The organism is Mesorhizobium sp. ESP7-2 (assembly GCF_020164715.1).
GTDB lineage: Bacteria > Pseudomonadota > Alphaproteobacteria > Rhizobiales > Rhizobiaceae > Mesorhizobium.
Map to the genome: position 1 here is coordinate 66,094 of NZ_JAIUGQ010000016.1, position 18,670 is coordinate 84,763.

Genomic DNA, 18,670 nt, shown 5'->3' on the forward strand with positions numbered 1-18,670 from the left:
GAGGAGAACTACCCTTTGCTCTAGTGGTGCCATGGAATGAGGTCAGGCTTCGCCGCTCAACGCCCGCTGCAGGAACACATACTTCATCGCGGTCTGCGCTGCCTGCGGCCGGCGGTCGCCGCGTCCGCCATGTCCGCCTTCAGTCTCCTCGAAGAACAGCGTCTTGCCGTGTCCTGCGTCCTGCAGGCGGGCGGCCATCTTGCGCGCATGGCCCGGATGGACCCGGTCGTCCGCGGTCGAGGTGGTCAGCAGCACCGGGGGATAGAGGGCATCCGCCTTGACATGTTGATAGGGCGAATAGGCGGAAAGCCATTTGACGTCCTCCGGGTTTGACGGATCGCCATATTCGGCCATCCACGAAGCGCCCGGCGGCAGTTCGGTGTAGCGCAGCATGTCGAGCAGCGGCACCTCGATGATGACGGCGCCGAAAAGCTCGGGATGCTGCGTCAGGGAAGCGCCGGTCAGCAGGCCGCCATTGGAGCCGCCCTGGATGCCAAGCGATTGAGGCGTTGCGATGCCACGCCTGACGACATCCTCAGCCACCGCGGCAAAGTCGTCGAAGCCGTTCTGGCGCTTGCCTTTCAGCGCCGCCTGGTGCCAGGCCGGGCCGAACTCGCCACCGCCGCGAATACAGGCCTGCACATAGGCATTGCCTTTCTCCAGCCACAGCCTGCCGCGCACGCCGGCATAGCCGGGCAACAGCGGCACTTCGAAGCCGCCATAGCCGTAGAGCAGCGTCGGCACCGGCCCGTTCTGGTCGCGCCGCCTGACGACGAAGTAAGGGATCATCGTGCCGTCCTTCGAGCGTGCCTCGAACTGTTCCGAGATAAGCGGCGAGGCATCGAAGCGGGCCGGCTGCGACTTCACCGTGGCAAGCGTCTCGCCATCGTCATCGGACCAGATGATCGAACTGGGCGTCAGGAAATCGGTGAAGGAAAAGGAGACGGTGGAGCCGAAATGCTCGGCATGGCTGATGCCGACCGTGCCGTTTCCGGGCAGCGCCACAGGTTTCAGCGACCAGGCGTGATCCTTACGCTCGCAAACGAGAACCTTGCCGCGGACATTGTCCATCAGGTTGATGAACAGGCGGTCCTGCGTGCGGCTGATACCGGCGATCGAGACGCGATATGCCGGCGCCAGCAACGTTTCGATCGGGCCAAAACTGCCGGTTTCGATCCAATACGCGAAATCGATCGAATAAAGCCCGTCCGGCTGACATGCGGTGCCGTCCGGCGCCATCCACGGGGTACGCACCCCGAACACCAGTTGATCCCTAAAGAGCGCGGTATCGGTGACATCGTCGGGCAGCGGGATCCGGCGGTTCTCGCCCGAGGGCAGGCGCAGGAAACTGTGCGATGCGAAGAAGTTGAGTGTCCGCGCCAGAAACAGGTGACGCTTCTCGCCGTCGAACTCGACACCGGCGCCCATGGCAAGATCCTCGGTCTTTCCCTCGAAGATCGGGGTCGCCTCTTCCAGCTTGGTGCCGCGCTTCCAGAGCTTGACCACGCGCGGATATCCGGACTCGGTCTTGTCGGCCTCTTCGAATGCGGCCGAGACGATGACCGTATCCTCGTCCAGCCAGCCAAAGCCCGATTTCGAGGCCGGCGCCTGAAAACCGCCTTCCACGAAGGACTTGGCCGCGATGTCGAACTCGCGCATCGCGCTGGCGTCACCGCCATCGGGCGACATCGAGACCAGGCAGAGGTTGAAATCGGGGTAAAGCCTGACAGCGCCGCCGAACACCCACTTTATCCCCTCCTTCGCCGCCAGTTGATCGAAGTCGATGATCGTTTCCCAGTCAGGCTTGTCGGTCTTGTAGGAAGCGACCGTCGTGCGCCGCCACAGGCCGAGCGCATTGGTCTTGTCCTGCCAGAAATTGTAGACATGGCCCGCGATTGCCGCGCCAACCGCGATATTGTCCTCCGCAGTCATCAGGTCGAGCGCCGTCTGGAACGACGCCTGGTAGGATGGATCGCCCTGCAATTCCGCCACCGTGACCTCGTTCTGGCTATGAACCCAGTCGAGCGACTGTTTGCTGGTCCTGTCTTCCAGCCAGAGGAAGGGATCGCCGGCCTTCTGATAAGGCTGAGCTTTGGTCGTCGAAGAGGTCATGCAGGTCTCCGGGGGATTCTGGGCGGCTTTGCCTACATCGCCTTGGCGGCGCCGACATTCAAGATGCGATATGGTCTTTTGCGGTCCGCGTCACGTTGCTTCACAGAACCCGCCGGCGGATGATCGTCGCCAGCGCCAGCATAGCGCAGATCGCACTCAGCGTGGCCGGCAGGCCGCCCGCGCCGAGCACATCCATCACGCCGCCGGTAAGCGGCGGGACCAGAATGCCGCCGACGCCCCACATCAGGGAGAATGCCGCATTGCCGGCGACCAGCGCCGAGCCGGAAAAGCGCTCGCCAAGCTCGATGATCGACATCGTGTAGATGCCGTAGGACACAGCGCCCCAGACGAAGACGCAGGGCCAGACCAGCGGGGTTTCAATCAGCACCGGCAGCAGCGTACATCCGAACAGCGTCAGCAAGACGCAGAGGAAGCGCACCAGGCGGGCCGTCAGCCGCTCTGCCAGCAGGCCAAGCGGCACCTGCATGGCAATGTTGCCGGCGATCATGACCGAGAGCAGCGCGGACATGCGAGCCTCCGCGATGCCATGATGCGTGCCGTAGACAGGCAGCAGCGCCAGCACCGCCTGCTCGAAGCCGGCGGCCACGACCACCGCCGATAGAAGCAGCCAGGCGAGCGGCATGAAACCCATCACCGAAACCTGATGCCCGGCCTCGTCCACCATGGGAAGCCGCGGCAGAACCGACGCCAGGCAGAAGCCGCAGAGCACGAAGGCGCCGATGCCGACAAGGAACGGCGGCCAGCCCTCCGTGCCGACGGCAAGCAGGCAAAGCGGGCCGGCCGCGAAGCCGGCGGAAATGATCGTCGAATAGAGACCCATGATGCGGCCGCGCCGGGCCGGCGGTGCCAGCGCGATCACCCAGATTTCGCTGAGCACATAGAGCGGATTGGTCACCACGCCGATCAGGAAGCGCAGCGGAAACCAGAGATAGACATTCTGCGTCCAGCCGATCAGCGCCAGCACGACAGCCGAAAGCACCGCGCAAGTGAGCGCCGTGCGCCCTGCCCCGAACCGGCGCGCCAGGCCGGGTATCAGCGGCGATGACAGGATGAAGCCGACAGCGGTCATTGCGGCCGACAGGCCGATCATCGCTGGCGAGACACCCTGGCGCTGCAGGATGAAGCTCAGCAGCGGGTAGGACAGGCCCTGCGCGATGGCGAACACGGACACGGTCGCGATCACACCGGTGATCGCTGCCCACTGCATCGTCTCGTCGCTTCTCGTGTCCACCAAGTCCATATCCATGATGCCGTCGCGGTTGCAGACTTAGCGGTTCGTTCCAATGGCGGTAAGCCTTGCAGCCCGAACGACGCTCGGCTCCAGCCAAACCCTGTCAGGAGCCTCTGCGGCTGGCTGATTTATGGAGCGCGAAGACGACCAGCAAAGCGTCGAGGGCGACGATCACGGTGCCGGCCGCCTCCCTGCCGACAGGCCTTACTGGCTACGTGCTCGATCGGGGGAAAGAAAGGGCCGGCGAGGAAGATCCGCTTGCGCCAACGGATGGATGATCAAGGCGGATGTCGCGGCCACGCAGCTGCCGTTCGGGCATGTCGCTTCCCTCGCCCTAGTGGTCGCCGCCTCCGCAATGGCCGGACGGGCGCCGGTCCATTATGCCGCCCGTTATCGCATCCTACGAGGACCATCATGACCGCCGTCCTACAACCCTCAGAACCGGCTTTGGCACCCGACCGTGCCCGCCGTGGCGGTCGCGCCGGAAAGCGTGCCGGTGGCTCGGCCGCGTTCGAACAGCCGGCCTTCCGCCAGCTGAAAAATCCCCTGACGCCGACCAAGCTGGTTTCCGAGGACGAGCTGGAATCGATCCACCTCGCCTCCTTGCGCGTGCTCAGGGAAATCGGTGTCGATGTGCTGCACGACGAAGCCCGCCGCATCATGAAGGCGAATGGCGCCGATGTGCGCGAGGGCTCGGAGCGCGTGCGCTTCGACAGCGACATGATCCTGGAGCTGGTGTCGAACTGCCCGTCCGAATTCACCATCCATGCCCGCAACCCCGCGCACAATGTGCGCTTCGGCGGCGACAATCTGATCATCTCGATGATGGCCTCGGCGCCCAATTGCTCCGACATCGATCGCGGCCGGCGGCCAGGCAACCAGCAGGACTATCGCAATTTCCTGCGCCTGGCCCAGATGCACAACATCCTGAATTGCACCGGCGGCTATCCGGTCGAGCCGACCGACATCCACCCGTCGGTCCGCCATCTCGAATGCATCCGCGACCTCGCAACGCTGACCGACAAGGTGTTCCACATCTATTCGCTCGGCAAGGAGCGCAATGTCGACGGCATCGAGATCACCCGCATCGCGCGCGGCATCAGCCACGAGCAGTTGCTCGCGGAGCCGTCCGTCTTCACCATCATCAACACCAATTCGCCGCTCAAGCTCGACGTGCCGATGATGGAAGGCATCATCCAGATGTCGAGCAAGGGCCAGGTCGTCATCGTCACGCCCTTCACCCTGTCGGGGGCGATGGCACCCGTCACCATCGCCGGCGCGCTGGTGCAGCAGAATGCCGAGGCACTGTCCGGCATTGCCTTCGCCCAGATGGTCAGGAAGGGCGCGCCGGTCGGCTATGGCGGCTTCACCTCCAATGTCGACATGAAGTCCGGTTCACCGGCCTTCGGCACGCCGGAATACATGAAGGCGCAGCTCGTCGGTGGCCAGCTTGCCCGCCGCTACAACATCCCCTACCGCACCTCGAACACCTGCGCCGCCAACACGGTCGACGCGCAGGCCGCCTATGAAAGCGTGTTCTCGCTGTGGGGCGCCATCCAGGGCGGCGGCAATCTCATGATGCATGCCGCCGGCTGGCTCGAGGGCGGCCTGCGCTGCTCCTACGAGAAGACCATTCTGGATATCGACCTGTTGCAGATGGTGGCCGAATTCCTGACCCCGCTCGATCTCTCCGAAGAGGCGCTTGGCTTCGACGCCATCCAGTCGGTCGGCCCCGGCGGCCACTTCTTCGGCACCCAGCACACGCAGGACCGCTACAAGACCGCCTTCTATTCGCCGATCCTGTCCGACTGGCGCAATTTCGAGACCTGGGCCGAAGCCGGCTCGCCGACGGCGCTGGAAAAGGCCAACAAGGTCTGGAAGGAGCGGCTGGCGTCCTACGACGAGCCCTACATGGACCCAGCGATCCGCGAGGAGCTTAACGCCTTCGTCCAGAAGCGCACCGCCGAAGGCGGCGCGCCGACCGATTTTTGATCTGTATGGATTTGATGCGCGGTCGACCCCCACTCCGTCGAGCTTCGCTCGCCACCTCTCCCCCGTTCGACGGGGGAGAGGAAGGGCGCGAGCCTAGCCTAGTTGGCTCCCTTCCTCTCCCTCCTGAGGGGGGAGAGGTGGCGCTGCGAAGCAGCGACGGAGTGGGGGAAGCCGTTCACGCATCGCGCAGCCGCCGCAAAACCGGCACAACGCAGCGAGCACGAAAACTCCGGCAAGCGGGCAATCAAGCGGAGGCATTGCTTTGGCTTGAACTGAAAGCGCGCAAGCTTGGTGGTCATCGCTTTACCCGTCAGCTCTCCATCGGCTCTTTCTATGCAGACTTCGCCTGCCGCGAAAAATGGCTCGTCATCGAGATCGATGGATCCCAGCACGCCGACAGTCCCCATGACCGTCGCCGCGACAATTTCATGCGCGCCCAAGGCTATTCGATCCTGCGTGTCTGGAGCCACGATGTCCTGAAACATCGCACTTCCGTCTGTGAAACCATCCTTGCCGCGCTTGATGGCAAGCTCTCCGAAAACATCGCTGTATCCGACCTCCGCTTTGCTTTCACGCCCCACTCATTCGATTCAATCTCTTCAAAAACGGACCTATCTTCATGAAATCCCACGTAAAAGCGGTTGTCATTGGCGGCGGCGTCGTCGGCTGCTCGGTGCTCTATCATCTGGCCAAGGCCGGCTGGACCGACGTCATGCTGATCGAGCGCTCGGAGCTCACCTCAGGCTCGTCCTGGCATGCGGCCGGTGGCTTCCATACGCTGAACGGCGATCCGAACGTCGCCAAGCTGCAGGCCTACACGGTGCAGCTCTACAAGGAGATCGAGGAGATTTCGGGCCAGTCCTGTTCGCTGCACCTGACCGGCGGGGTGATGTTGGCCGATACGCCCGAGCGCATGGATTTTCTGCGCCTTGCCCACGCCAAGGGCCGCTATCTCGGCATGGACACCGAACTGATCACGCCATCCGAAGCCAAGGCGATGTTCCCGCTGATGGACGAGACCAATTTCGTCGGCGCCATGTGGGATCCGGTCGAAGGCCATCTCGACCCCTCCGGCACCACCATCGCCTATTCCAAGGCGGCGAAAAAACTCGGCGCCGAAATCGTGCTGCGCAACCGCGTGGTCGACCTGACGCAGCAGCCGGATGGCACCTGGAACGTCGTCACCGAACAAGGCACGGTCCACGCCGAGCATGTCGTCAACTGCGGCGGCCTGTGGGCGCGCGAGATCGGCCGCATGGTCGGCGTCGAGTTGCCGGTGCTGGCCATGGAGCACATGTATCTCTTGACCGAACCGATGCCGGAGGTCGAGGAGTTCAACAAGTCGACCGGCCGCGAGATGATCGGCGTGCTCGACTTCAAGGGCGAGATCTACACCCGCCAGGAGCGCAACGGCATCCTGCTCGGCACCTATGAAAAGGCCTGCAAGCCGTGGTCGCCGGTCAACACGCCGTGGGATTTCGGCCATGAACTGCTGCCGCCCGACCTCGACCGCATCGCGCCGTCGCTGGAAATCGGCTTCAAGCACTTCCCTGGCATCGAGAAGGCCGGCATCAAGCAGATCATCAACGGCCCCTTCACCTTCGCGCTCGACGGCAACCCGCTGGTCGGTCCGGTGCAGGGCCTGACCAATTTCTGGTGTGCCTGCGCCGTGATGGCCGGCTTCAGCCAGGGCGGCGGCGTCGGCCTCGCCCTGTCCAATTGGATGGTCCACGGCGATCCGGGCTTCGACGTCTGGGGCATGGATGTCGCCCGCTTCGGCGAGTGGGCCGGCCTGCGCTACACCAACGCCAAGGTGCGCGAAAACTATTCGCGCCGCTTCTCGATCCGCTTCCCCAACGAGGAACTGCCGGCCGCCCGCCCAGCGCAGACGACGCCGCTCTACGACACCATGCTCGCCAACAACGCCGTCATGGGCGACTCGTGGGGCCTCGAAACCCCGCTCTGGTTCGCGCCAAAGGGCAAGGAGCCGAAGGACGTTGTCTCCTTCCACCGCTCCAACGATTTTGGGCCGATCGGCGAGGAAGTGCGGGCCACGCGCGAGCGTGTCGGCGTCACCGAGATCGCCAACTTCGCCAAATACGAAGTGTCGGGACCGGGTGCGGAAGAGTTCCTCAACCGGCTAATGACCAACCGCATGCCGAAGACCGGCCGCATCGTGCTGACGCCGATGATCAACGAGTTCGGCAAGCTGATCGGCGACTTCACCATCGCCAAGGCCGGTGAAGACCGCTTCATGATCTGGGGCTCGTCGGCCGCGCAGAAGTATCACATGCGCTGGTTCGAAAGGCAGCTGCCCAAGGACGGTTCGGTCCGCATCCACCGCTTCGACCAGACGCTGGTCGGCCTCTCGATCGCCGGTCCGAAGTCGCGTGAACTCCTGCAGAAGCTGGTCGATGTCGACATCTCGACCAAGGCTTTCCGCTTCATGGATTTCCGCGAAATGGCGGTCGGCGGCGCGCCATGCCTGGTCAATCGCATCACCTACACCGGTGACCTCGGCTACGAGATATGGATGGCGCCGGCCTATGAGCGCCTTGTCTATCATCAGATCAAGGATGCCGGCGAGGAATTCGGCATCGTCGATTTCGGCATGCGCGCCTTGCTGTCGATGCGCCTGGAAAAGAATTTTCCGACCTGGTTCCGCGAGTTGCGGCCGATCTACGGCCCGTTCGAAGGTTCGATGGACCGCTTCATCAAGCTCGAGAAGAACGACTTCATCGGCCGTGACGCCGCCGCCAAGGAACAGGCGGAAGGGCCAAAACTACGCCGTGTCTCCTTCATCGTCGACGCAGCGGACGCCGACGTGATGGGCGACGAGCCGATCTGGGCCAAAGTCAGCAAGGACTACGGCACGGTGGAAAAGCCGCATGGCTACGGCGCGCCGCGCTTCGACACTTCAGGCAAGGAAATACGTGGCTCGAAGGCCGCCGAAGGCGCGTCCGCCGTGCGCGGCATCGTCGATGGCGACTGGCGCGTTGTCGGCTGGGTGACGTCGGGCGGCTATGCGCATTACGTGCAGAAGTCGATGGCGCAAGGCTATGTGCCGGCAGCCCTCGCCGAGGATGAAAGTGCTGGACTGTTCGAGATCGAGATTCTTGGATCCCGCCGACCAGCCCGCATCAATGTCGAAGCGCCTTTCGACCCAAATGGCGAGAAGATGCGGACCTGAGGTCCGGCCATGGACAGCGAGGCGCCAAAGGGAAGCTTCGGCCGCCATCGCAAGATCATGCCGTTCGAGCCAGGCTCGATCGAGGCGTTGCGCGACGCCTCCCGCGAGAAGGCGGCTTCGCTCAACCAGCATGTGCTGGGTTATGGCGCTGTAGCCGAAGCTGAATGGGCCGCGGCGGGTATCGCCGCGCCCGACCTGCCGGCTATGCGAAAATACCGGCTCGAGCGCATCCGCGCCGAGCTGAAGCGCCGCGGCTATGCCGGCGCCCTGCTCTATGACCCCGTCAACATCCGCTATGCGACCGACAGCACCAACATGCAGCTCTGGGTCGCGCACAATCCGACGCGGCATTGCTTCGTCGCCACCGAGGGTCCGGTGGTGCTGTTCGACTATTTCTCCTGCGAACACCTGTCCGATCATTCCGGTGTCGTCGACGAAGTGCGGCCGGCAGTGTCGTGGATGTATCTCTATGGCGGCGAGCTGACCGAGCAGAAAGTCCGCCGCTGGGCGGCCGGCATCGCCGATCTGGTAAGGGAGCACGGCGGCGGCAACAACCGCATCGCCGTCGACCACATCAATCCGGAAGGCGTTGAAGAACTCCACCGCCTTGGTATCTCCATCGGCAATGGCGAAGCGGTGATGGAAAATGCGCGGCTGATCAAATCGCCGGACGAAATCCTCGCCATGCGCCGCGCCATCGTCGCTTGCGAGGCAGGTATGGGCGAGATGGAACAGGCACTAAAGCCCGGTATCTCCGAAAACGAATTGTGGGCCGAGCTGCATCGCGGCAACGTCGCGCGCGGCGGCGAATGGATCGAGACGCGGCTGCTGACGTCGGGACCGCGCACCAATCCGTGGTTCCAGGAATGCTCGTCGCGGATCATTGTATCAGGCGATCTTGTCGCCTTCGACACCGACCTGATCGGCCCCTACGGCTTCTGCGCGGATCTCTCGCGCACCTGGCTGTGCGGCGATACCAGGCCAACCAACGAACAGCGCGATCTGTTCCGCATCGCCGCCGATCAGATCGAACACAATACGGCATTGATGCAGCCCGGCGTCTCGTTCCGCGACCTCGTCGAGCGCTCAGCGGTGCCCCCAGGCGACTGCTTCCCGACCCGCTACGGCGTACTCTACCACGGCGTTGGACTGGCCGACGAATACCCGACCTTGCCGCATGCCAGCGACTGGACGCCAGACACGCCGGACGGCGTGCTTGAGCCAGGCATGGTGCTGTGCGTGGAAAGCTATATCGGCCGGCTTGGCGGGCGCGAAGGTGTCAAGATCGAGGAGCAGATCCTGATCACCGAGACCGGCAACGAAAAACTTTCAACCTACCCGTTGGATGCGAGGCTGCTCGGCTAGGCCGGCAAGGGCTTCGCGCATCGCGCGCACTGTCTTTTCCGGCGTCGTCTCGGCAGTGATGTAAGGCAGGCCTTTGCGCCGTGCCGTCCAGCCGACGATCACGACCTTGCGCGCCGCCGATTCGAAACGCTGCGCCAGCGCCCAGCTTTCGCAGTCGACCGCTGCGACATCCGCCCTGCCTTCGGCGACCGCCACGATCGAGTGGCGATGGCCGCCGCTTTCGCCGCTCGGTGAAAAGCTTTCACCGCTCGATGAAAATATGTCGAGGCTTTCGCCGGCCGCTTCCAGGTCGCGCGTCAGCGCGATGATGCCCGACATGGAATCGAGGCTGTTGAAGGTGAAGCGCCGGCCTCGGATGAGATCGAGCGGCAGCAAGGCCTTGCCGTCGGCGGGCGACCGGACCTCCGGTCCCTCGCCTGCGCGCATAACCAGCGCGCTCGAATAGAGTTCGCCCTGCCCGCCTTCATAGGCGTCGTAGCTTGGCTGGCCGACAACCTGCACATGCCGGGATAGACCAAGTTCCATCGGCCCCCAACAGGTCTGCGCGAACAGCAGCGCCGGATGCAGCCAGAGCTTGTGGAAATCGAGTTCGTCCGGCGGCAGCGTCGCCGGATCCGGAGCGATGAGTTTACCCTCGCCGTCGCGAATGCCGCCCGGCACCGGCGGCAGCTCGCCATTGCGGCGCACGATGGATTGCGGCGCGTCGATACCCTTCCGCCGGAAGGCATCGCGCAACCACGCCCATTGCGCGTCGACCTCGTCGCGCGCTTCGGGCCAGTCATACATCGGCAACGCCGCAATCAATTCACTCATGCCGATACCAAACCACCATGCCCGGAAAAAAGATCGCAAAAACGCGGCGTCCGATCAGAATTGGCCGACACGATATCATGCTATCAGCGGATGTTATTCCTTGGGCGGCTCGGCCGGGACCGGCACCGTGCCGAGCCCATTGATGCTGCGCGCCCTGACGCGCGGCTTGAACGCCCTGCCCGGCTCCGGTGCGCGGCGCAGCACCGGATGCACGATCGGCTCCTTGGCCTTGAAGGCATAGGCTTTGACCAGCGCGAAATAATTCGGATAGGCATAGCCATTGTTCATCCGCAGCCATTCCTCGCGCCGGTCACGAAACAGCTTCGGCAGCTGGTACCAGGCGATGGTCGGGCTCTTGTGATGGACAAAGTGCAGATTGTTGTTGAGGAACAGGAACGATAGGGGCGAGCGCTCGACGATCACCGTGCGGCCTTCCGGATGTTCAGACCACTGATGCTCGGCATAGGTGCGGATCGAGATCAGCGACTGGCCGAGCCACACCGGCACCAGCACATAAAGCCAAACCGGCATGCCGAACCCGAACTGCACGACCGGCAGCACCACGGCAAGGCCGATCGCATGCAGCAGCCAGGCCTTGCGGATCGCCTTGTCTCCGGCGATCGCCTGCTTGGCGTCATCGATGAAGAAGCCGACGCACGACAGCCACGGACCAAGCACGAGGCGACCGGCCATGGTATTGTTGATCTTCAGCACGAATTTCATCAACGGCGGCAATTCATCGTGATGCCACAGAGCCTTGTAGTAGCTCTCGGGATCGTCCAGCGGATCGGTGAGCCGCTCGTCCGCATGGTGGCGCAGGTGAATGGTCTTGAAGCGGCGGAACGGCCACGCAAGACCGATCGGCAGGAAGACGAAGGCCTCATTGACGACGGCGTTGCGGGTGGGGTGACCATGCAGCACCTCATGCATGATTGAGGACTGCAGAGCCAGCGTAACGGCCATCACGATCAGTGCTGTTAGGGGATAGGATGGCCAGAGGAAGAAGCCGGCGGCGAACCATGTGCCGTAGCAGAAGAAAGCGAGAACCACGGTTGGCCACTCGATGGCCGGTTTGCTGCTTCGCCCAATGCTCTTGCCAGTCATGCTATCGACCACTGTCCCTCAGTCGCCGGAACCCCAACTGGTTCCTGACAGCATTGTGTCAGGAGACGTGATTCCACTCAACGCGACAAAGTGTACAAAATGTTGCGTATGCGCATTTTTGGCTGCATATGTTGTACATTGTGAACAGACTTAGGGATTCATTTACGCCTCGAGCGGCTATTCGTGTGGCTCCGGCGCAAATTTTTCCTCCAGAAAACAGGGAGCAAAGGCATGGACAAGCGCGATCTGTCGACGATCTTCCGAGAGCGTCTGAAGCTGCTCCTGACAAGGTCCGACCTCAACCAGTCGGCTTTCGCGTCAGCAGTCGGCATCGATCGGTCGGCGCTGTCGCAACTGATGTCGGGCGCCTCGACGCGCCTGCCGCGCGCCGAAACGCTGCTCAACATCGCCGCCGAATTCAAGGTGTCGCTGGACTGGCTGCTCGGTCTCAGCCAGGACGAGGGCGTGACCGGCGAAATCCGCGAGAGCCTCGAAATCGAGGAAGCGCCCGACGGCTTCGACCGCACGCTGCTGGCCAAATGGTTCGCTGAAGCCGCCGGCACCAAGATCCGTTATGTGCCCGCTGGCATTCCCGATCTCCTGCGCACCCACGCGCTCGTCGACTACGAGGCCAACATCACCAATAGGAGCCGCCTGGCGCAGGCCAGCGAAACGCAATACCGCATCGAGTACAACCGGCGGCCGGAAACCGATATGGAAGTCTGCATGCCGCGCCACACGCTGGAGATTTTCGCCCGCGGTCTCGGCGTGTGGGACCGCTTCCCGGCCACAGACCGCCAGCAGCAGCTTGCCCATATGGCGACGCTGCTCGACGACCTCTATCCGACCTTCCGCCTGTTCCTCTATGACGGCCGCATGCGCTATTCCATCCCGCTTACCATCTTCGGCCCCTATCGCGCCGCCATCTATGTCGGCGACATGTACGTGGTGCTGAACGCCACCCAGCCGGTCCAGGCACTGACCAAGCATTTCGACAATCTGATCCGCGCCGCCGACATCAATCCGCATGAGGCGGCCGCCTTCGCACGCAATCTGGCCGGCATGTCATTCGCATCAGGTTCTGTCTGAGAGCGCGCCAGGAATGACCGCGGGTCGTTAACCGCCTCCATGCCTGCCGTTTCACGTTGCAATTTCATTGACTAGACATAAAGACTTCTTTATATCCTTATTCGAATTCCAGGACACGAAAGCCAATCCGATGACGACGACCAATCCGATCGATGCCCTGCTGGCCGAAAAGGGTGTGCTGCTGGCCGATGGCGCCACGGGCACCAATTTGTTCGCCATGGGTCTGGAGGCTGGCGAGGCGCCGGAACTACTGAACGAAACCGCGCCCGACACCATCACCCGGCTGCACCAGAATTTCGTCGATGCCGGCGCCGACATCATCTTGACCAACTCCTTCGGCGGCACCCGCCACCGGCTGAAGCTGCACCAGGCGCAGGATCGCGTCCATGCGCTGAACAAACGCGCCGCCGAGATTGCCCGCGCTGTCGCCGACAAGGCCGGCCGCAAGGTGATCGTCGCCGGCTCCGTCGGCCCGACCGGCGAATTGCTGGTGCCACTCGGCGCCATGACCTATGGCGAGGCGGTCGACGCCTTCGCCGAGCAGATCGAGGGTCTCAAGGAAGGCGGCGCCGAAGTCGCCTGGATCGAGACGATGTCGGCGCCCGACGAGATCCGCGCCGCCGCCGAAGCTGCCATCCGCGTCGGCCTCCCCTACACCTATACTGGCTCCTTCGACACCGCCGGCCGTACCATGATGGGACTGCTGCCGAAAGACATCCACGGCGTCGCCGACGGCCTGTCGCAAGCGCCGCTCGGCGTCGGCGCCAATTGCGGCGTCGGTGCCTCAGACATACTGGCCTCGCTGCTCGACATGACCGAGGCGAAGCCGGAGGCGACTGTCATCGTCAAGGGCAATTGCGGCATCCCCGAATTCCGTGGCACCGAGATCCACTATTCCGGCACGCCGGAACTGATGGCCGACTATGTCCGGCTCGCCGTGGATGGCGGGGCCAAAATCATCGGCGGCTGCTGCGGCACCTCGTTCCAGCATCTTGCCGCGATGCGCAAGGCGCTCGACGCCCACACCAAAGCGGATCGTCCGACGGTCGAAAAAATCGTCGAGCGCATCGGCCCGATGCGCAACAAGGTGGCAACCGCAAACACGGCCGAGACCAGCGAAGCCCGCCGCGAGCGGCGGCGCACCCGCGCCTGACGCGATTCCTTTAGCGGTTATTCGCTGTTGTCGGCGTAGCTCGACTGCGCCGACTTGAGATCGACCGCATTGTCGCCGCGCATTGTCGCCAGCGCACCCGATGCGCCGGGATCGGTAATCTGCTCCAGCATGGCGCGGAAGCGGTCGTTGGTCAGCGCCGACATGGCGGTGTGACGCGCCTGCGCGACGTCATCGCTGATGCGTCTGGATTCGGCTGACGGGGCTGATGAAACCGCCGCAGCATCCCGTGTCGGCGGAGTAGAGTTGGCGATGGTTCTGATCTGCAATTCCGGCTCCCTCAAGCCTTAGACATGTCCGGTGTAGCGAGAGGAAATTGCGATCCGGTACCGGAAATGCAGCGCAATTTAACGATCCAGCGCGCTGCCCTAGGATCTGTTGAGATTCAGGTCAGGCCGGCATCCCCTGAATATCAATAGATCCAAAAAAAAGGCCGGCAAGGGAAGATCCCTCGCCGGCCTGCCTCACCCGCCCGTGGGCCGGCTATCAGAACGATCCCATCATCTGAAAGAAACCGGCCGTCATCGCCACTACCGGTTACCGCCCAGCGCCGAGGCAAGGCGCACAAGCGAAAGGAACTCGGACCTGTACCCAAACGGGTCGGCTCCTCGGGCGGCAGTGGCAATCTCCATGATCTTGTCGTAGCCGAACTTCGCGGTCGCATCCTCGTCGCGCAGCTTCTGGCCGAAGGCCGCGACCGCGACGGAAAAACGCTGATCAGTGCTCGCCTGGTCGAAGGACGCCACCTCATTGGCCGAGGTCACCGGCGTGGTGATCAGCTTCGAGACGTCCTCGTTGGGCAGCTTGTAGCGGATCTTGACGAAGGCATATTCGTCCGCATTGGCAACGCCGCCATTATTCACCGTGGCCTGGCCATAGCGCAGCGGATCGATCTGCTCGCCGCCACCGCCTTTGGGCGTGATCTCATAAATCGCGGTGACCGAATGCCCCGAGCCGATATCGCCGGCATCGACGCGGTCATTGTTGAAATCCTCCCGATTGAGCGCCCGGGTCTCGTAGCCGATCAGGCGGTATTCGGAGACCTTATTCGGATTGAACTCGACCTGGATCTTCACATCCTTGGCGATGGTGAACAACGTCGAGGAAGCGTCCTCGACCAGCACCTTCTCGGCCTCGGCCAGCGTGTCGATATAGGCGGCGGTGCCGTTGCCGTTCTGGGCAATGGTCTGCATCATTTCATCGTTCAGATTGCCGCGGCCGAAGCCGAACACCGACAGGAACACACCGGTCTTGCGCTCGCTCTCGATCAGCCGCTTCAGGTCGTCGTCATCGGTCTGGCCGACATTGAAGTCGCCGTCGGTGGCAAGCATCACCCGGTTGACGCCGTCCTTGATGAAGGATTGCTGGGCAAGCTTGTAGGCTTCCTTGATGCCGGCTTCGCCTGCCGTCGAGCCGCCGGGCTGCAGATTGTCGATGGCATTGAGGATCTTGTCCTTCTCGGCAACCTTTGTCGGCATCAGCACGGTGCCGGCGTCACCGGCATAGGTGACGATCGAGATCGTGTCGTCCGCCTTCAGCTTGCTGACCAGCAGGCGGAACGCGGACTTGAGCAGCGGCAGCTTGTCCGGTTCGTCCATCGAGCCCGAGACATCGATCAGGAAGACCAGATTGGCCTTCGGCTGCTCGGTCGGCTTGATGTCGAAACCTTTGATGGCGACGTGCATCAGCTTGGTGTGCGCGTTCCACGGCGTCGGCATGACGCTGACGGTCGAGTTGAACGGCGTCGATGCCGAGTCCGGCCCCTTCCAGTCATAGGGGAAGTAATTGATCATCTCCTCGACGCGGACCGTATCGGCCTGCGGCAGGTAGCCCTGCTTCAGCGAGCCGCGCACGAAGGAATAGGAAGCGGTGTCGACATCGATCGAGAAGGTCGAGACCGGGTCTTCCAATGCGGCGTGCACCGGATTGGTCTTGAAATCCTGGACGCGGTCACGGTTTTCCTCCTGCGGCGCGATCTGGTCCGCCGGCGCCATGGCCGGCTGCTGGACCATCGGCTTGGATTCGGCCGCCGGCATGCGGGCCACCCGCGACGTGCTGGGCGCGCCAGTGGCGCCATCCAGCGCGAATTCACCGGTCGGCGCCGGCGGTGTTGGTTCGGCCAACGCTCTACGCTCCGACGAAGTCTGCTGTGCTGCCCCGCCCGCCTGGGCCGATTCGGGTTTCGGCGGCGAAGCCGGCGTCACAAGCGCATCGGTCGCATCGCGGCTTTCCACATCCGCGTCGGCTTTCTTGTCGTTGGTCGGCGCAGTGGTCACGGTCGGCTCGTCGGCGGCCCGATCTCCCGGTGCCTGCTTGGCCAATGGCTTCAGCGTCGCCGGCTTGTCGGCCAGCGTCTCGGCGATCTTCTCGTCGCCGCCGAACGGTGACGGCTGTTCCCTCAGAATATGGAAGGTGGCGTATCCGGCGATCGGCAGGGCGACTAGCCCGGCAAGAGCCGGCGCGGCAATGAGTTTCTTTTGCATGATCTCGCTCCAGAGCTTTTGTGCTCGCTCTGTGAGACGAAGGCCGCCGACCGATCCTTGGGTGACTTCGGAAATATTTTCCTGATCGTAGGCGCGCAGGGCAGCCTCGAAGGCACGCGCCTTCGCGCTCTCGCCGGGCACCGGTATTGCTGCGTCGCGCAGCTTCCTGAGTTCGTTGTCGTCGACCATGGTCACACTTCCCCGGCTGAACGCATCAACGTCTTCAGCCGTTTCTTCGCTTCATGGATGTGCCAGGAAACCGTCGTCTCAGAGATCGCCATCGCCTCGGCGGCGGCCGCGTGGCCCAAGCCTTCGCCATAGACAAGCATCACGGCATCGCGCTGCTTGTCCGGCAATTGCCGCACCGCCGCCCAGAGCGCCTCGGCGGGGTCTTCGCTCTCGGCCGGGACCTCGCCCGAAATCAGCGCATGGACGCCATAGGCCTCGGACTTGACCGTCTCGCGCGCGGTCTTGCGCATCATGTCGCGCGCGGCGTTCATCGTCATGGCATAGAGCCATGTCGTGAACGCGCCGCCGCCGCGATAATCGCGGATCGCCTTGCCGAGCCGGACGCAGACTTCCTGGGCGATGTCTTCCGCATCGGCCTTCCTGCCGCACCAGCGATAGGCGGCGCGATAGACGAAGTCGTAGTGGCGCTCCAGCAACTTGCCGAAAGCCCCCCGGTCTCCGCCCTTCGCCCGCCCGATCAGTTCGGCGTCGGAGGCTTCGCTCTCATCCAGCATCATCGCCATCATTTGCCTGTTGGACGAAGGCTAATGGCTAATCCTTGGGGTGATGGAAAGATTTTTTTCGAACAGGGACTTTTGCAGCTGTGGGCGGGTTGAGATTCAGGTCAGGCCGGCCTCACCTGAATGTCAACACGCCTGGCCCGCCGCCCAGCCCGACGACCACGCCCATTGGAAATTATAGCCGCCGAGCCAGCCGGTGACGTCGACGACCTCGCCGATAAAAAACAGGCCCGGCACCAACTTCGCCTGCATCGTCTTCTGGTCGAGGCCGTTGGTGTCTACCCCGCCTAGCGTCACTTCGGCGGTCCGGTAGCCCTCCGAACCGGCCGGCTTGATGCGCCAGTCGTTGACCGCGGCCTCGACGGCTTTGATCTGGGCCTCGGAAAGATCGGCAAGATTGCCGTCGAGCCCGGTTCGCTCGGCTATCGCCTGGGCCAGCCGTTTCGGCAAATGATTTGCGAGCACGGTCTGCACCGCTTGCCGGCCATTGCCACGCCTGGCGGCGCGGACGAGCTCAGCCACATCCGTGCCTGGCAGCATGGCGATGCGGATTTCATCACCCTCGCGCCAATAGGATGAAATTTGCAGGATGGATGGCCCGCTGACGCCGCGATGCGTGAACAGCATCGCCTCGGAAAACCGTGTCTTGCCGCAGGCAATCTCGGCGTCGACGGCGTTTCCGGCCAGGGGCGAAAGCCGCTCGAGCGTCTTTGCATCGAAGGTCAGGGGCACCAGGGCAGGCCGCGTTTCGACGACGGCAAGGCCAAACCGGTCGGCAAGCTCGTAGCCGAAGCCCGTCGCGCCCATCTTTGGGATCGACTTGCCGCCACAGGCTACGACCAGGGACTGGCAAGAGACCGTGCGGGTGGAGAGCGTGAGGTCGAACCCTTCCTCGGCTTTGCTGATAGTCTCAACGGAAGTCGACAATACCAGCTCGGCGCCCCTGCCCCGCATTTCCGAGACCATCATGTCGATGATCTGGCGCGCGGAGCCGTCACAGAACAGCTGCCCCAATGTCTTCTCGTGATAGGCAATGCCGTGACGTTCGACGAGCGCAATGAAGTCGCGTTGCGTATAGCGGCTGAGCGCCGAGATGCAGAAATGCGGATTCCTGGAGATAAAATTCTTCGGGCTCGCATGGACGTTGGTGAAATTGCACCGGCCGCCGCCGGAGATGCGGATCTTTTCGCCAGGTGCCGCCGCATGATCGAGGATCAGCACCGAACGGCCGCGCTTGGCGGCCTCCACGGCGCACATCATTCCGGCGGCGCCGGCGCCGATGATCACGACATCATAGGATTGCATCAGGTTGATCGTTCCCGCATGACCCCGCGCCGCACCAGCCGGGCG

General features: G+C 63.2%; 14 protein-coding genes. 6 read left to right on the forward strand and 8 right to left on the reverse strand.

Features of this window, described 5'->3' with window-relative positions; genetic code table 11:
* Window positions 1-42 precede the first annotated feature (42 nt).
* Window positions 43-2,112: a prolyl oligopeptidase family serine peptidase gene (locus LB543_RS17265; RefSeq protein WP_224614891.1), complete on the reverse strand. Its 2,070-nt coding sequence runs from the start codon at window positions 2,110-2,112 to the stop codon at window positions 43-45.
* Between the two features lie 100 nt (window positions 2,113-2,212).
* Window positions 2,213-3,373, reverse strand: coding sequence for an MFS transporter (locus LB543_RS17270; RefSeq protein WP_224614927.1), 1,161 nt, complete (start codon window positions 3,371-3,373; stop codon window positions 2,213-2,215).
* Between the two features lie 405 nt (window positions 3,374-3,778).
* Here LB543_RS17270 and LB543_RS17275 point away from each other — a divergent pair, with 405 nt between their 5' ends.
* The 4 genes from LB543_RS17275 (at window position 3,779) to LB543_RS17290 (ending at window position 9,911) form a co-directional block, all read left to right on the forward strand.
* On the forward strand, window positions 3,779-5,356 hold the full coding sequence (locus LB543_RS17275) for a trimethylamine methyltransferase family protein (protein WP_224614892.1): 1,578 nt from the start codon (window positions 3,779-3,781) through the stop codon (window positions 5,354-5,356).
* Between the two features lie 137 nt (window positions 5,357-5,493).
* Complete coding sequence (locus LB543_RS17280) at window positions 5,494-5,979, forward strand: endonuclease domain-containing protein (protein WP_224614893.1); 486 nt, start codon at window positions 5,494-5,496, stop codon at window positions 5,977-5,979.
* Window positions 5,976-8,546, forward strand: a complete 2,571-nt coding sequence (locus LB543_RS17285) for an FAD-dependent oxidoreductase (protein WP_224614894.1) — start codon at window positions 5,976-5,978, stop codon at window positions 8,544-8,546. Before LB543_RS17280 ends, LB543_RS17285 begins: the two co-directional genes overlap by 4 nt.
* Window positions 8,547-8,555: 9 nt before the next feature.
* A complete protein-coding gene (locus LB543_RS17290) occupies window positions 8,556-9,911 on the forward strand; it encodes a M24 family metallopeptidase (RefSeq protein WP_224614895.1) in 1,356 nt (451 codons plus the stop codon).
* Here LB543_RS17290 and LB543_RS17295 read toward each other — a convergent pair.
* Window positions 9,876-10,724: a phosphate/phosphite/phosphonate ABC transporter substrate-binding protein gene (locus LB543_RS17295; protein ID WP_224614896.1), complete on the reverse strand. Its 849-nt coding sequence runs from the start codon at window positions 10,722-10,724 to the stop codon at window positions 9,876-9,878. The two genes, LB543_RS17290 and LB543_RS17295, sit on opposite strands and share 36 nt — an antisense overlap.
* Window positions 10,725-10,817: 93 nt before the next feature.
* A complete protein-coding gene (locus LB543_RS17300; RefSeq protein ID WP_224614897.1) occupies window positions 10,818-11,828 on the reverse strand; it encodes a fatty acid desaturase in 1,011 nt (336 codons plus the stop codon).
* A 231-nt stretch (window positions 11,829-12,059) separates the two neighbouring features.
* Between LB543_RS17300 and LB543_RS17305 the strand changes: the two genes are divergently transcribed.
* Window positions 12,060-12,917 carry a helix-turn-helix domain-containing protein gene (locus LB543_RS17305; RefSeq protein WP_224614898.1) on the forward strand — a complete coding sequence of 286 codons (858 nt, stop codon included), beginning with the start codon at window positions 12,060-12,062 and terminating at the stop codon, window positions 12,915-12,917.
* Window positions 12,918-13,047: 130 nt separating this feature from the next.
* The gene (bmt, locus tag LB543_RS17310) at window positions 13,048-14,070 is read left to right on the forward strand and encodes a betaine--homocysteine S-methyltransferase (protein ID WP_224614899.1); all 1,023 of its coding nucleotides are present in this window, start codon (window positions 13,048-13,050) and stop codon (window positions 14,068-14,070) included.
* Between the two features lie 17 nt (window positions 14,071-14,087).
* On the opposite strand, the gene LB543_RS17315 is transcribed toward bmt, so the two are convergent.
* The 4 genes from LB543_RS17315 to LB543_RS17330 form a co-directional block, all read right to left on the reverse strand.
* A complete protein-coding gene (locus tag LB543_RS17315) occupies window positions 14,088-14,357 on the reverse strand; it encodes a hypothetical protein (protein ID WP_181178492.1) in 270 nt (89 codons plus the stop codon).
* A gap of 261 nt (window positions 14,358-14,618) precedes the next feature.
* The gene (locus LB543_RS17320; protein ID WP_224614900.1) at window positions 14,619-16,760 is read right to left on the reverse strand and encodes a vWA domain-containing protein; all 2,142 of its coding nucleotides are present in this window, start codon (window positions 16,758-16,760) and stop codon (window positions 14,619-14,621) included.
* Window positions 16,761-16,762: 2 nt separating this feature from the next.
* On the reverse strand, window positions 16,763-17,323 hold the full coding sequence (locus LB543_RS17325) for an RNA polymerase sigma factor (protein ID WP_224614901.1): 561 nt from the start codon (window positions 17,321-17,323) through the stop codon (window positions 16,763-16,765).
* 123 nt (window positions 17,324-17,446) lie between these two features.
* On the reverse strand, window positions 17,447-18,625 hold the full coding sequence (locus LB543_RS17330) for an NAD(P)/FAD-dependent oxidoreductase (RefSeq protein ID WP_224614902.1): 1,179 nt from the start codon (window positions 18,623-18,625) through the stop codon (window positions 17,447-17,449).
* Window positions 18,626-18,670 lie beyond the last annotated feature (45 nt).